The organism is Rhizobium sp. RU36D (genome assembly GCF_900176345.1).
GTDB lineage: Bacteria > Pseudomonadota > Alphaproteobacteria > Rhizobiales > Rhizobiaceae > Allorhizobium.
On the sequence record NZ_FWXU01000048.1, the window covers coordinates 1 to 14655 of the forward strand.

Sequence of the window (14655 nt, forward strand, 5' to 3'; positions counted from 1 at the left end):
CCAAAATGGAAATATGCATGGCTACGCTCCTTCCCTTCAAGAAAAGGACATCATACTCGACGTCCTCGGAAGGGCGGGCCATCCCATAACCAACAGACGGAGCTCATATCGTTACACTCGCCAACAATCGAGTCCGCGTGCATTCACCCGCATCAGCGAAAGACGACCGGTGTGCACCAAGCAGTTATCGTTTCGCCTTGTTTCGCGTTGATGTCCCCATCGCCAACGCATCGGGCGTTGGGCTCAGTCCTGCCAGGAGAACTTCGATCTGAGATTGAAACGATCGGACGGCGGCGTCGAGGTCGGGCTTGTCATCCATCAGAAAGCGCCGGATCTCCACCTGGAACAGGGCGAAGATCATGTTGCCGATCAGCCCTGCCTCATGGGTGGCCTTGATATGTCCGCGGGTCAGGTCTTGCTTGATCACGCCGACAATCAGTTGCAGAAGGCGGCTGCGGATCTCATGGAACCGCCTGGATTGCACGCCCTTGTCGTAGAAATACATTTCCCGCAGGGCATAGCGGGAAATCTCGGGCCGCCGGCCGTAATGCGTGAGATGCAGCGTTGCGATCGACAGCATATTGCTGAGAAAGGAGGCAGATGGCTGCACCGCAGCTTCTGCCTGCCCGAGCACATGCTCAAGCTCGTCATTATAGATGAGGAACAGAAGATCCCGCTTGTTTTCAGCGTAGAGGAACACCGTCCCCAAGGCGACGCCAGCGATTTTTGCGATCTCGCGGGTCGTGGCGTCGTCATAGCCCTTGGTCAGGAACAGGGCGAGAGAGGCGTCCTTGATCCTCTGCAGCTTGTCCGCCTTCTTGCGTTCGCGCCGAGATCCGCCGATCGCGGGTTCGATAGCCGTTACATCCATGCCACTCTCTTCCAAAACAGCATCTCCCTCAGCCATGATCAGCGTAAGAGCGACTGCCCGCTTGCGCCATCAAAGAAAAACAGCTTGCTCGGATCAATACTCCATTCCGAAGCACCAACCTGCAAGGGCACGCTGCCGGGCAATCGCGCCACCATGGCGGCACGGCCTCGTCCCGCTGCGGCCCTTATCTGGTCGGCAGCACTGGTATCCACATCCGCTGCAACCTCAAGCGCCGTCGCATCGGTCACCACGTCGGCATCGATGCGCAGATGCGCCAGTTGCTCCGGCGGCAAACGTTCGATCAGGGTGACCTCGGCTTGAAGCCGCGGCAGGGACGGATCACCCTGGCTCGGCACCAGAAGATCCTCGGGCCTTACACCGACGGTGATCCGGCGTCCGGCCTGGGAGCCAAGACCATGGCGAAGCACCAGGTCAGCCGGCAGCGGCACCTGCTGCGTGCCAATGCGTAAGACCACCTTACCGCCATCCGAGTGGAGCACGGCCCCCAGCAGGTTCATGGCCGGAGAACCAACAAAGGCCGCAACGAAGAGGTTCACCGGATTGGAATAGAGTTCAAGCGGCGTTCCCACCTGTTGCAGCACACCCTTGCGCATCACGGCAATTCGGTCGCCCATCGTCATGGCCTCGACTTGGTCATGGGTGACATACAGCGTGCTGACGCCAAGGCTGCGTTGCAGGCTGGTGATTTCCGCCCGCATCTGCACGCGCAGCTTCGCGTCGAGGTTCGACAGGGGCTCGTCCATCAGGAAGGCCTTGGGGCGTCGCACGATGGCCCGCCCCATGGCAACGCGCTGGCGTTGGCCGCCGGAGAGGTTCTTCGGTCGCCGTCCCAGATGTTCCGTCAAGCTCAGCGTTTCGGCTGCCGCATGGACGCGCTTCTTGATTTCTTCGTTGGAAAGCTTCTGGTTTTCCAAGGGAAAGGCAATGTTCTCGAAAATCGTCATATGCGGATAAAGCGCATAGTTCTGGAAAACCATGGCAATGTCACGGTCGCGCGGTTCAAGGTCGTTGACGACCTTGTCATCGATCAAAAGCTCGCCGCTGCTGATGTCTTCCAGTCCGGCGGCCATGCGCAATGCCGTGGTCTTGCCACAGCCGGAGGGTCCGACCACCACCAGGAATTCGCCGTCGGCGATCTTCAGGTTCAGGTCGTTTACCGCGACGGTACCATCAAGGTAGCGTTTGCCGACGCTCTTATAGGTGATTGTAGCCAATTCAAACTCCTCGATGGCTCAACTTTTGATCCCGCCCGTAAAGCCCTGGATGAGCTGCTTTTGGGCGAAGATGTAGAAGGCCAGTATCGGCCCTATGGAAACGAAGACGGCGGCAAAAACCATGTTCCAGCGCGCGGTGAATTCACCGACAAAGCCGTAGATTGCCACCGGCAGTGTCTGTGCCTGGCTACCGCTCAAGAAGATCATCTGCATGAAGAAGTCGTTCCAGACGATCAGTCCGGTCATGATCGCGACCGTGCCGGTGATGGGACGCAGCAGTGGGAAAACGATGCGGAAGAAGATCTTCCAGCGGGAAGCGCCGTCCACGCGGGCGGCCTCTTCATATTCCTTGGGCAGGGATCGCACGAAGCCGGTGTAAAGAAACACGGCCATCGGCATCAGCAGCCCGGTGAAGAGGACGATCAATCCCAACTGGTTTCCGATCAGCCCGATCGAGCGCATCACCGAATACAGCGGAACGACCGCCAGTTGGTAAGGCAGGATGATGCCGACAACGAAGAACGTATATAGCAGGCTGCCCATGCGCTGGGAACTGCGCGCGATGACATAGGCCGTCAGCGAGCCGACCACGATCAGGATGGCGACGGAGCCAATCGTGACGATCAGGCTGTTGAGAAGCGCGCTGCCGAGGGAGGTGCCCGCCGAGCCCTGCCAGGCGGTGGCAAAATTGCCGAGCACGATCTCGGATGGAAAGTCCATTGGCTTGGTAAACACTTCTAGGTCGGGCTTCACCGAAACGATCGCCAGATAATAGAAGGGAACGCACCACAGCGCCGCGATCGCCAGGACCAGGATTTCACGCCAGAAGGCCTTGAGGGTATAACGATGGGTGTTCATGCGAACTTCTTCTCCCGCGCACGCAGTAGCGCAATCTGCACCGCCGACACGACGAGGATCAGCGCGGTCAGGATCAGGGCGAAGGCGGAGCCATAACCGAAACGACCATAGACGAATGTCTGCTTGAAGATTTCGGTGGCGAGCGTTTCCGAGGCATGCCCCGGTCCGCCGCGCGTCAACGCCATCACCTGGTCGAAAACGCGCAGACCCAGCACGCTGGTCATGCTGACACTGACGGTCGCGGCTGGCGCCAGCAGCGGAAAGGTCACACGGCGAAAGGTTTTCCAGGCGGATGCACCATCCACCGCGGCAGCCTCGTCAAGTTCGGCCGGTATCGATTGCAGGCCCGCGAGATAGAAGGCCATGCAAAGACCCGAAAACTGCCACACCATGACAAGTGCGATCGACCAGAGCGCAAATGTGCCGTCGCCCAGCCATACGCGCTGCAGAGACCGCAGCCCCATTTCGGCCAGCAAGGTGTTGACGGGACCACGGGCATCCAGAATGAACTGCCAGATATAGGAAACCGCCAGCGGGCTCATCACGACAGGCGCGAAAAACAGACTGCGCAAGACGAAGCGGAGCTTCAATGTCCGGTGAAGGGCAACCGCCAGGGCAAGACCGATCCCATTGCTGCCGATCACGAATGCCGAAGCCAGGACCAGCGTGTTGATCAAGGCGCCGAGCGAATTGGAATCGCCGAGGATCTCGACGAAGTTGTCGAGGCCGACGAAGCGTGGCGTGGACAATCCGTTCCAGTCCGTGAAGGCGTACCATCCGCCGGCAAGCACCGCGACGTAATGAAAGAGAAGGCAGAAGATGATGCCAGGTATGGCCCAGCTGATCGGGACCAGCGGACGCTTGGCACGCGTCACGGAAACGAGAGTGCTCACGCTACCTCACGAAGTCGATGGGTGAATATGGCGTGGGGGAGAGGCGTTGCGCCCCCTCCCCCACCGTTCTGTTAGCGCCAGGCCTTGTCCAGGTCGGCAAGGAACTTGTCTGCGTCGATCGTGTCGGCGAAGAAGGCGCTGCCATCCGAGATCAGCGTGCCGCGCACTTCGGCGGCCCGCCAGGAATGGTGGGGCACCGTGAACACCCGGCCATCGGCATAGAATGCGGAGAGGTCCGAAAGGGCATTCGGGAACACCTTGGCTGCAACATCAGCCGGTGCAGTGCCGCCCGCGATCGCCGTATAGTCCTTCATGTTTTCAGGCCGCGCCAGATAGTCGAGGAATTCGAGCGCCAGTTCCTTGTTGCTCGCCTTCGCATTGACGCTCAGCGTATCGTTGAAAATGCCCATGGCGAGGGTGTTTTCAGGCTTATCGCCCGGAAACGCCGTCATGCGCAAATCGATATCAGGCGCCATGCCCTTCACCGCACCCATCAGCGAGGTCGGGCCGACGGCGCTGATCACGTTGCCACCGGCAATATCTGCAAACAGCTGCGGCGGAACGACCGCCTGGACACCCAGCGGAAAGCATTTGGCATCCTGCATGGCGTTGACGCGGTCAAGCGCCGCGCGCCAGCCCGGCGTATTGCTGAACGTCACCTTTCCTGCGGCACGGTCTTCGCTCCACTTGGGGTTTTCCGCAAAGACGGTGCTGAGGGCCACCGACTGGTAGAAGTAGAATGAGGACGCACCGGCAACGCCGACTGCGCGCTTGCCCTTGGCATCGGCTGCCTTACACACCTCGATCAGTTCGTCGAAGGTGGTGGGAACCTTCAGGCCGAGTTCGTCATAGAGCTTCTTGTTATAGACAAGGCCGATATTGGCCATGCTGAGCGGGAGACCGAGCAGCTTGTCGCCGGCCCAGTGCTCGGCGACGCGGGTCTTGGGAAACTCGGCCGCCCAGGGCCGCGACGACAGATCTTCCAGGTGGCCTGCTTCGCCCAGCGGCAAGACGGATTCCGGAGCGCCCCAACCCGAATTGGTAAACATGATATCAGCTCCGGCGCCGGCCTGGAGCTGGGTCAGCAGCGCCTGTGCATAGTTCTCGCCTGACGGGACCTGCTGGATCTGCACGTCGATATTGCCGCGTTCCTTCTCGAACTTCTCGGCCATCTTGGCAATGCCGTTACCGGTGCCGCTCGCAGGCGCCAGAATGCGCAGCGTTGCGGACTGCGCCATGGCAGCTCCGGAAACGGCAAGCGCTCCGAGGGCAACCCCCAGATACAAGACACGGTAATGCGACGAACGCGTTAGCGTTTTCATGGTCTTCTCCTCCCTTGGGCTCAATTTTCAGCCCGACCAAATTAGTGATCATGTTCAATTAATTTCTGAACGATTGTCAAGATCAATTCTTTGCAGAAAGGCAGCCGCACCACATCGTGTGGAGCTGAAATTCTCATTATAATATTGAAATATAGGTATTTTTTCTGCTTTTTTCTTCCACAGACGCCGCGCCGGGCGCCACCTGAAGCGATCAGATGGCAGGGGAAATCCCCTCAAAAATCCGTTTCCTTCCCATTTTTTTGATCGTGATCAGAAATTTGCTTGACGGCGCGTGCGCTTTTGAAAATGATCATGTCCAATAAACGAGAGGAGGAGTCGAGCCATGATGTTCGACAAAGTAATCGACGAGGGAACGCTTCGTGCGTTGCCCTCGGGCTTCAGTGTGGGCGTCAGACTGCCGTGGTATCGGGCGCTTCCGCTCTCGACGATATCGGTGAACAGCCTGCGGATCGACGGCCAGGATGTGGCGCCTGAGCGCGTCCGCTTCATGGTCAATGACAAAGCCTACAGCCTGCCGGAGCTCGCGGACCTCTTTGAGGAGATGTGGTTCACGACCGACACGGCAACCCTGGAGGTCGCCGATTGGGGCCTCACGGCCGGATCCGAGCATGAGATAACAGCCGAAATCGAGATAAGGCCTCCCTACATCAAGGGGCTCAGACGTGTCGGTCGCGTTACCAAGACGATGAGGGTGCACTGACATGAGCCAGACAAACGCGTCACGCGCCGATATTCGCCTCGGCGCCACCCTCTATGCCTATACCAACGAATTCCATCGGCGGCAGTTCACGCTAGAGGGATTGATTGCCGAGGTCGCGCGCCTTGGCCAGGGGCCCGGACTGGAGATCGTCGGCTTTCAGAGCCTCAAGGGCTTCCCGGATGTGAGCGATGATACGGCCGCCCGCTTCAAGGACTGCGTCGCGCAGCATCAACTGGAGCTGACTTGCCTTGGCATCAATGCCGACGCCCATCTGCGTGCCGACCGTTCCCGCACCCGTGAGGAACTCGTTGATTTCCACGCGCGCCAGATCCGCTCCGCCGCCAAGCTTGGCTTTCCGCTGGTCCGGTATCAATATGCGGCTGGTCCCGAGGTGATCCGGGAGCTGGCGCCGCTCGCTCGGGATCTCAACGTCAAGCTTGGCCTTGAAGTGCATGCGCCGCATACGGTGGATCATCCTGAGGTGCTGGCCTACCGCGAAATGTACGCTCAGGTGAATTCACCCTATCTCGGTTTCATTCCCGATTTCGGGGCATCGGCAAAGGCTGTTCCACAGCGCTATCTCCGATATTACCGGGGCAATGGAATTCCGGAATTTGCCATTGAGGCCGCGCTCGACTTGTGGGCGGAGGACAGCGATCCCTTTACCAAACGGCCGCGCTATCTGGAATGGGCAGAGAAGGCCGGCGTCGACAGGGGCCGCGCGCTTGAAATCCATACGATCTTCGGTCTCTTCAGCCGCCAGCCCCTTAGAAACTGGCTCGAGATCATGCCGCAGGTCATCCATGTCCACGGCAAGTTCTACGAGGTGGATGAGACCGGTACGGACCAGGCGATCGATTATGCTTCGATCCTGGATGTGTTCGTTGAAGGCGGTTACCGCGGCTATATCTCGGCAGAATGGGAAGGTCACCAGGTCACGGATGATCCCGGCTTCCCCGAGGTTGAGCGGTTCCAAAAAATGCTGAAGCGGCTTTTGGCCGAACGTCAGTAATTCCACGGCGGGCATCGGTCGCAGCATCGATGTCCACCCTCTTCTCCAATCGTGAGTTTTGCGATGACCGACTACGACTTCATTGTCGTTGGCGCCGGCTCTGCCGGCTGCGCTCTTGCCGAGGGCCTGTCTGCGAATGGGCGACACAGCGTGCTCCTCGTCGAAGGTGGTGGAGCCAACCGTCATCCCTTCATCAGCATGCCGCGCGGCTTTATAAAAATCTTCGGGCGGCAGGAATATTTCCGCAGCTTTCCCGTCCGGCCGCAACTCGATCGACCAGCGGAGATATGGCGCTATGGCCGCGGGTTGGGCGGCTCCAGCGCCGTCAACGGCACCTGGTATCTGCGCGGCATGCCGGCCGACTACGACGCATGGGCGGCCATGGGCAATCCCGGCTGGGGCTGGTCCGAGATGCTGAGAGTGTTCCAGGCGATGGAATGCTACCGGGAAGCCGGGGCAGATTCCTCGCGCGGCAAGGATGGCCCGTTGACCATCACGCCCAATCCCTATCGCTCGCCCGTTCTCGACGCCGTGCTGAAGGCCGGGGGAGAAATGGGCTGGCCCGTGATGGACGACGTCAACACACCGAACACCGAGGCGATCGGCTACACCCAGTCAACCGTGGACCGGCAGGGTCGCCGCGCCTCCAGCTACATGGCGTTCATTGCCAAGAACCGGGGACGGGCCAATCTCACGGTCATGCAGGATGCCGAAGTCCTGGCCGTGACCTTCGAGGGACGCCGGGCCACGGGTGTTCGCGTTTCGAGACGCGGCGAAGAGTTCACCTGTCGGGCGCGACGAGAGGTCGTCATATCAGCGGGTGTGTTCGGTTCGCCCAAGCTGTTGCAGGTGTCTGGCGTCGGGCCGGCTGCGCTCCTGCAGAAGCTCGGCATACCGGTCGTCCATACCAGCAAGGCCGTCGGTCAAAACCTGTGCGACCACGCGATGCTCACGATGAACTTCCGCCTCCATGGCCATCCCGGCTTGAACAGGGAGTTCGGAACCTGGCGCGTCTACCTGCACGCGATGCGCTATTTTGCGGGATTGAAGGGGCTGATGGCTTTTACCGGCCCGCCCGTGACGGCGCTGGTCTCCTCCGATGGCAATACCCGCTGGCCCGATATCCAGATGGGGATCGGCCCCTTCACGATGAACTCCTCGAAAGCCCGCAAGGCCGATCCCGGTCGCGGACTGATCGAAGACCTGCCCGGCATCATGTTCAACTGCTTCCATCTGCGGCCGCGCAGCCGCGGCAGCGTCGATATCACGTCCCCGGATGCGGCCGTCGCGCCGGAAGTGGACGCCCGCTGGTGGTCGGACGATACCGATCGGCAGATGGCCATCCGCATTGTCCGCCTAGTTCGACAGCTGGCATCGCAAGCCAGCCTGAAGGCCTATATCGGCGAAGAAACCGTTCCTGGCCCGTCAATCCAAAGCGATGACGAGATTGCCCAGGAGCTGAAGTGGATGCTCAGCCCCGGTCTGCACGGCACCGGCACCTGCACCATGGGGCCAGATCCCGCCACCTCGGTGGTGGATGCACGTCTACGCGTGCATGGCCTTGGCGGTCTGCGCGTCGCGGATTGCTCCATCATGCCAAGCCCCGTTTCGGCCAACACAAATGGTCCCGCCATGGCTGTGGGGCGGCGGGCCGCTGAACTGATCTTGGAGGATGCACGCCCATGAGTGGTCTAGACCCCGCTGCGGATCGAAACGGTCGATCCGGCCCTCGCACACTTGCCGAAGCCAGAAGCTGGATGCTTGAACGGGTGGCATCACGCGTTCATCCCATGGCCCTGACGCCCCAGGAGCGCACGCGCGAGGCGATCGAAGCCCTTCCCGGCCTCGATGGCGAGGCCTGGGCAAACCACTGGATGTCCTATGGCGACATCGCTCGGACTGAGGCGGAAGACGCGTTGGCACGCAACGACCGTCAGCTCGCCCGGGACAAGTTCTACGAGGCCTATGGCTTCTATTTCCTGGGTCGGTTCCCCTGCCCCAATCACGATGCCAAGAACGAGAGCTATTCCCGGGCGCTGGCGGCTTATCGTGCGTTCGGGGAATTGTCGAACCCTCCGCAGGAGGTGGTCGAGGTTCCGTTCGACGGCCGCGCAGGAGAAGGCCGCAGCATCACTTTCTACGTGCGCATGCCTCCCAAGGCATCGGCGCCGCCACCCGTGGTCGTCATGTGGGGCGGCGTCGATGCGTGGAAGGAGGAGATGACGATCCTCACCGATACGCTGCTGGCGCAAGGCATCGCCACGGTGGCCGTGGACAATGTCGGCACCGGCCAGTCCCCGATCAAGGCGACGCGCGACGGCGAGCGGCAGTTCCTGCCCATCCTCGATTGGGTTGAGACCTCAGGACGGTTCGCGCCGGGTCGCGTGGCCATTGTCGGACGCTCCTTCGGCGGCCACTGGGCGACAAAGCTGGCCCATCTGCAGCCTGAACGGTTCCGGGCGGCGGTCAACTGGGGCGGCGGCGTCCACTATATGTTCCAGCCCGAATGGATCGAGCGGTCCCGTTATCCGGAAAGCTATCTCATGGAACTGGTCGAAACCCGCAGCCGCATGCTTGGCGCCGCAAATGACGCCGAATATCGGGAGGGATTCCGCGAATTGTCGCTGCTCGACCAGGGCCTGCTCGACCAGCCCTGCGCGCCGCTACTCCTTGTCAACGGCCGCAACGACCAGCAATGCCCGAACGCCGATATCGATCTTCTGCTCGATCATGGGTTTCCCAAGGAGGTCCGCCTGTTTCCGGGCGGGCATATGGGCTTCGGACCCCATACCGTGCCCACGATTATCGCCTGGCTCAAACGCAAACTGACCTGAAGGGAGAAGGCCGATGGCCAATTGGCAGGAGATGATGCCCTCGACGCGAGCCTACCTTATGAACAAGGTGCTCTATGAACTCCACCACAACGCGGACCACCTGGAAGCCTACAAGACGAATGCGGATGCCTATCTGGCCCGCTTCAATCTTCCAGACGACCTCGCCGCCAACATCAAGAACAACGACGTCGCCGAGATGTATCTGAGCGGTGTCAACCCGTACCTGCTGCGCGCCCACTGCATCGGCGTGCGCATTCCCGAAGATGTCTCGCTGGCCGCGCTTCGCAGCCTTCTTCAGCGCAAGGAATACAACAATGGCTAAGATCACCGGCATTTATACCGCCAGCCATACCCCCGTCATGCTGAATTTTCCCGATCGGATCCCCGCTGCCCTGCGCGATGAGATCTTCGGCGCCTATGCCGCCATGGGACAGGATTTCATGGCTGGAAAGCCCGATGTCCTGCTGGTTCTGTCCAACGATCATCTGCACAACTTCTTTCTCGATAACTTCCCGGCCTTCTGCTTCGGTTGCGCGGAAAGCTATGAAAGTCCCATTGAGCACTGGCTTCACGCCAAGCGCCGCACCTTCGCCGGCGATCAGGCCTTCGGTTCCTTCCTTCTGCAACGGGCACTGGAAAATTCCTTCGATCCCTCCTTTTCCATGGAGATGGTGCTCGACCACGGCTCGCTGACGCCGCTCGAACTGGCGGGCATGGATCCGGATCTGCCTGTCGTGCCGATCCTGATCAACTGCGTGCAGCCGCCGATGCCGATCATGCGTCGCTGCTATGATCTCGGCACTTTCCTCGGCAAGGCGATCGCCGAGTATGACCGGGTCGAGCGGGTGGCGATCCTGGCAACGGGCGGGATCAGCCACGATATCGCCACACCGCGCATGGGCATGGTCAACGAGGAATTCGATCGTACCTTCCTGGACCTGCTTGAGAGCGGCGATATCGACGGCACCATCCGCTACGCCACGGATTTCGTGCATACGGCCGGCAATGGCTGCGAGGAAATCCGCATGTGGATGGCTGCCATGGGCGCGGCGCAAGGCGCCCGCTATGAGCGGACTTATTATCGAGCCGTCAATGACTGGTATACCGGCATAGGTATCGGTCGGTTCGTCGTCGGAGCCTGACAGATGGCAGTCATCAAAACCGCCCTCATCGTCGGTGGCGGCATTGCGGGAATGTCCGCCGCCATCGCCCTGCGAAAAATCGGCGTCGATGTTCACCTGATTGATGTCGATCCGCACTGGCGGGTGGCGGGAGCCGGCATCACCATCACAGGACCGACGCTGCGGGTGATGGCCGAACTAGACATCCTGCCGGACGTGCTTGCCGAGGGCTTCACAGCCGATGGCATTCTTGCCTGCGATCACCACGGTCATGAACTCGCACGCATAGATACGTCGATGCGCGCGGCAAGCGGCGTTCCGGGTGCGGGCGGCATCATGCGGCCGGTGCTGCATGCCATCATGACCCGCCGGCTAAAGGCGCTCAGCCCCAGGGTCTCGCTTGGCATCTCGATTGCGTCCATGACCCAGGGCGATGTCGCCGAAGTGACCTTTACCGATGGCACCTCAGGCGTCTACGACCTCGTTGTCGGTGCCGACGGCATTTATTCCCAGATGCGCAAGCTGCTGATGCCTGAGGTTTCCCTGCCACGCTATGTCGGTCAGATGTGCTGGCGCCTGACGGCAGAGCGACTGCCTGACATCGACCGGCGAACCTATTTTCTGGGCGGGCCGTCGAAGGTCGGGCTCAACCCCGTCGCACCTGATGCCATGTACATGTTCCTCCTGGAGCCGTCTGCCGAACCGCTCCGGCGGGAGCCGGCCGAGGAACTGGAGCGGCTCGCCGAGTTGATGGCGCCCTTTGGCGGCGCAATCGCCACTTTGCGCGACCGGCTGGATTCCACTGCACAGATCAATGTAAGGCCGCTGGAAACGCTGTTTCTTGATCAATCCTGGCTTCAGGGACGCACTGTCCTGATCGGCGATGCTGCCCATGCGACAACGCCCCAGCTCGCGTCCGGCGCAGGGATGGCCATGGAGGATGGCGTCGTGCTTGCCCAGTGTCTTGATGATGAGACCGACTTCGCCGCGGCCTTGCACCGATTCATGGAAAGACGACTGCCACGCTGCCGCCTCGTGGTCGACAAATCCCTGGCGCTTGGACGCATGGAAAGGTCGAGCGGTTCGCCCGTCGATCAGATCAAAGTCGTCGAAAGTGCCTTGGCCGAACTCAACGGGCCGATCTAGGAGAAGACTGTGCAGATGAATGTCAACGACCATTCCCTTCATGTGCAGGAGGTTGGCACAGGGCAGCCGATCATTCTTCTGCATTCGCTCGGCACCAGTTCTGCGCTCTGGGCCCAACAGATAAACGATCTTGCAGACCGCTACCGACTGGTGACGATAGACTTTCGCGGGCACGGACAGTCCGAGATCAGCCGCACGCCTGTCACCATCGAACTGCTGGCAAGCGATGTTGTCGCGGTGCTGGACCGGATTGGCATCGAGCGCTTCGTGTTGGCCGGGATCTCGCTGGGTGGGATGGTGGCTCAGGTGATCGCAGCGCGTTTGGGCGAACGCGTGGAACGGCTGGTTCTCATGGATACCAGTCTGGCGCCACTGTCGCGAACCATGTGGATCGAGCGCGCCGCCTTGGTACGCAGCAATGGATTGGCTCCCCTGGCAAGCGACATTGCCGCACGCTGGCAAAACCCGACCAGCGAGCAGTCGCCTGCAGCTCGCGCGGCCCTTGAAAGCTTGCTGGCGACCCCGGACGAGGGCTATGCAGGCGGATGCGACGCCCTGGCGCTGGCCGATTGCACAGGTCTGGCACCCAACATCACCAGTAAGACGACGATAGCCGTGGGAGCGCTGGACAAGGCCACGCCCCCTGCATTGGCGCAGGACCTGGCAGGTGCCATCACCGGAGCAGACCTCGTCATCCTGCCGGACTGCGCCCACCTGCCGATGATCGATCGGCCCGACCTCGTCACCGACTTGCTGGAAAGGACCGGTTGATGGTGGCCGATGAGGCGCGTATGCGGCCTGCGCTCATCATGGTCGCCCCGAACGGGGCAAGAAGGGACAAGGCGGACCATCCCCGGTTGCCGATCACCACTGAGGAAATTGTCGAGACGGCATTGGAATGCCAGGCCGCCGGTGCCTCTGCGCTCCACCTGCATATTCGGGATGACAAGGCGGCCCACAGCCTCGATGCGCCGACCTATGCAATGACGCTGTCACGGCTCTCAGACGTGCTGGCCGAAAACTACCCGATCCAGATCACCACTGAGGCCGCTGGCCGGTTCGAGTGGCAAGAACAGGTCGGGCTTGTAGAAGCGCTGGAGCCGAGATTCTTCTCGGTCTCCATTGCGGAAATCTATCGCGGTGGCGCCGACGCTGTGTCGCGGCTTTTCCTGCTGGCAAGCCTTCGTGGCCTGTGCCCGCAAATCATCCTCTATTCGGTCGATGACATCGCGCTTCTGGCACGGCTTGCCGCTGCGGGCACCGTTGATCGCGCCACCCGCTTCACATTGCTGCTGGTCGTCGGCCGCTATCAGTCAGGTGAGGATGTTTCACTCCAGGATTTTCATGCGCTTCATCAGACCCTGACGCAGTCGGGCCTTTCGGATGGCCAGAACTGGATGGTCTGCGCCTTCGGACGCGTCGAAACCGACATACTGGCCGCCGCGCTCGAACTCGGCGGCCACGCCCGGGTGGGCTTCGAGAACTCCCTCGTCAACACCTCAGGCGCGCTGGCATCCTCTAACGCCGAGCGCGTGGCGACTATCGCCGATCTCTGCAGGGACAGAGGTCGCCCAATCGCCACCCCTACGCAAGCGCTTGAGATTCTTGGGCACAGTCTTGCGAGTGGCACTGCCTAATCTCAAATTCTGATGGTGCATGCCTCGCACCGGGTCGAAGGGATCGGCTATCGGAGTGGCTATCCTGCCCGAGGAACGGCGGACGTAGGCTCTGCAAGCTACGATCACTCGACATAGTTGGAGATGCATCCGCAAGCCGAAAGCGTCAGCCGGCTGGCACAGCTGTCGTCGGGAGCAAGAACCCTGCCCCACGGCCTGCTGCAACTAGGCGCAGAATCATTTCCACTCAAAGAGGCGCTCTGATCGGTGTGGACGCTCCGAGACCAGGGGCGACGCGGTGCCGGCCATCGCGGCATAGCTAAAAGCATCAGCATCATCATTGAAGCCGATGAAGATCATCATCATTGATCGAGTGTCCGGCTGTCCCTTCTTGCGATAGGTAAAATTGACAGCGCAGTAGGGATAGTCGGCCTGGACTGCCAAGCCGGTGGCTCCGACATCCTGCGACCCGGCTTCGGCCTTCAAGGCGACGAACTGACCGAGTCCGAAGAACCGTTCGATCGCCGCAAACGCCGTCGCCTGCGACACCTGCCGATTGCTCTGTGCACCGGCCGGTCGGCCGTAGTAAATGCTGTCAATCTGGCCCCGGCGCCTCTTCGTTTCATAGACGATCAAACTGCCAGCGGCAGTGACGGCCACATGAAGGCTATACGTCTGAAATCGCTCCGGGTGGCCATCAAGCTCCGCGATGATATCTCGCAAGTCCGCGATATAGTCCGCGTATAAAGCAACCGTCATAGTTCAATCCTGATACCGGCGATCCAAGGTGTCCAGGCCCTTATCATGCGACAGCGCCCGGTGAAATCGGTTTCGGACATTCCGACCGGCCAAAGGAAATCAGACAAATGATGTGCGAGTTTATGATGTATTTTTTACCTTACTCGCACAGGTCGCTTGCATCTGATCATAGCCGATAATCTTGCATTATCGTTTCTAATGTCCGCCAGGAGCGTTATCCCGAAAATGGTGGCAATTTTCGCCTCAAGCGCGTTCCGCCACCCTTCG

15 protein-coding genes are annotated in these 14655 nt (G+C 60.6%); 9 read left to right on the forward strand and 6 right to left on the reverse strand.

From position 1 onward, the window contains the following. Window positions 1-184: 184 nt before the first annotated feature. The 5 genes from B9A97_RS28500 to B9A97_RS28520 all read right to left on the reverse strand — a co-directional run bounded on the left by B9A97_RS28500 (window position 185) and on the right by B9A97_RS28520 (window position 5179). Window positions 185-871, reverse strand: a complete 687-nt coding sequence (locus B9A97_RS28500; protein WP_179145429.1) for a TetR/AcrR family transcriptional regulator — start codon at window positions 869-871, stop codon at window positions 185-187. A 38-nt stretch (window positions 872-909) separates the two neighbouring features. Then, on the reverse strand, window positions 910-2106 hold the full coding sequence (gene ugpC, locus B9A97_RS28505; RefSeq protein ID WP_084369218.1) for an ABC transporter ATP-binding protein: 1197 nt from the start codon (window positions 2104-2106) through the stop codon (window positions 910-912). An 18-nt stretch (window positions 2107-2124) separates the two neighbouring features. Continuing rightward, window positions 2125-2964, reverse strand: coding sequence for a carbohydrate ABC transporter permease (locus tag B9A97_RS28510; protein ID WP_084369219.1), 840 nt, complete (start codon window positions 2962-2964; stop codon window positions 2125-2127). Then, window positions 2961-3857 (reverse strand): carbohydrate ABC transporter permease, encoded by an 897-nt coding sequence (locus tag B9A97_RS28515; protein ID WP_244564401.1) that lies wholly within the window; start codon window positions 3855-3857, stop codon window positions 2961-2963. Before B9A97_RS28515 ends, B9A97_RS28510 begins: the two co-directional genes overlap by 4 nt. A gap of 71 nt (window positions 3858-3928) precedes the next feature. After that, window positions 3929-5179 carry an ABC transporter substrate-binding protein gene (locus tag B9A97_RS28520; protein ID WP_084369220.1) on the reverse strand — a complete coding sequence of 417 codons (1251 nt, stop codon included), beginning with the start codon at window positions 5177-5179 and terminating at the stop codon, window positions 3929-3931. A gap of 343 nt (window positions 5180-5522) precedes the next feature. On the opposite strand from B9A97_RS28520, the gene B9A97_RS28525 reads away from it, so the two are divergent. The 9 genes from B9A97_RS28525 (at window position 5523) to B9A97_RS28565 (ending at window position 13650) form a co-directional block, all read left to right on the forward strand. After that, entirely contained in the window at window positions 5523-5900 is a 378-nt protein-coding gene (locus B9A97_RS28525; protein WP_084369221.1) for a C-glycoside deglycosidase beta subunit domain-containing protein, read from the forward strand. Between the two features lies 1 nt (window position 5901). After that, window positions 5902-6912, forward strand: coding sequence for a sugar phosphate isomerase/epimerase family protein (locus B9A97_RS28530; protein WP_084369222.1), 1011 nt, complete (start codon window positions 5902-5904; stop codon window positions 6910-6912). Window positions 6913-6975: 63 nt separating this feature from the next. Then, on the forward strand, window positions 6976-8598 hold the full coding sequence (locus B9A97_RS28535) for a GMC family oxidoreductase (protein WP_084369223.1): 1623 nt from the start codon (window positions 6976-6978) through the stop codon (window positions 8596-8598). Beyond that, window positions 8595-9746 carry an alpha/beta hydrolase family protein gene (locus B9A97_RS28540; protein WP_084369224.1) on the forward strand — a complete coding sequence of 384 codons (1152 nt, stop codon included), beginning with the start codon at window positions 8595-8597 and terminating at the stop codon, window positions 9744-9746. The genes B9A97_RS28535 and B9A97_RS28540 overlap by 4 nt, the downstream gene beginning before the upstream one ends. 13 nt (window positions 9747-9759) lie before the next feature. Beyond that, window positions 9760-10068, forward strand: a complete 309-nt coding sequence (locus tag B9A97_RS28545) for a subunit of meta cleavage enzyme (RefSeq protein WP_084369225.1) — start codon at window positions 9760-9762, stop codon at window positions 10066-10068. Next, complete coding sequence (locus tag B9A97_RS28550; protein ID WP_084369226.1) at window positions 10061-10888, forward strand: DODA-type extradiol aromatic ring-opening family dioxygenase; 828 nt, start codon at window positions 10061-10063, stop codon at window positions 10886-10888. The genes B9A97_RS28545 and B9A97_RS28550 overlap by 8 nt, the downstream gene beginning before the upstream one ends. Before the next feature lie 3 nt (window positions 10889-10891). Beyond that, window positions 10892-12013, forward strand: coding sequence for an FAD-dependent monooxygenase (locus B9A97_RS28555; RefSeq protein WP_084369227.1), 1122 nt, complete (start codon window positions 10892-10894; stop codon window positions 12011-12013). Window positions 12014-12028: 15 nt separating this feature from the next. Next, complete coding sequence (locus B9A97_RS28560; RefSeq protein WP_084369228.1) at window positions 12029-12784, forward strand: alpha/beta fold hydrolase; 756 nt, start codon at window positions 12029-12031, stop codon at window positions 12782-12784. A 20-nt stretch (window positions 12785-12804) separates the two neighbouring features. Then, a complete protein-coding gene (locus B9A97_RS28565; protein ID WP_179145430.1) occupies window positions 12805-13650 on the forward strand; it encodes a beta-keto acid cleavage family enzyme in 846 nt (281 codons plus the stop codon). Window positions 13651-13866: 216 nt separating this feature from the next. Here B9A97_RS28565 and B9A97_RS28570 read toward each other — a convergent pair whose 3' ends face one another. Further along, window positions 13867-14388: a hypothetical protein gene (locus B9A97_RS28570; RefSeq protein ID WP_084369230.1), complete on the reverse strand. Its 522-nt coding sequence runs from the start codon at window positions 14386-14388 to the stop codon at window positions 13867-13869. Between the last annotated feature and the right edge of the window lie 267 nt (window positions 14389-14655).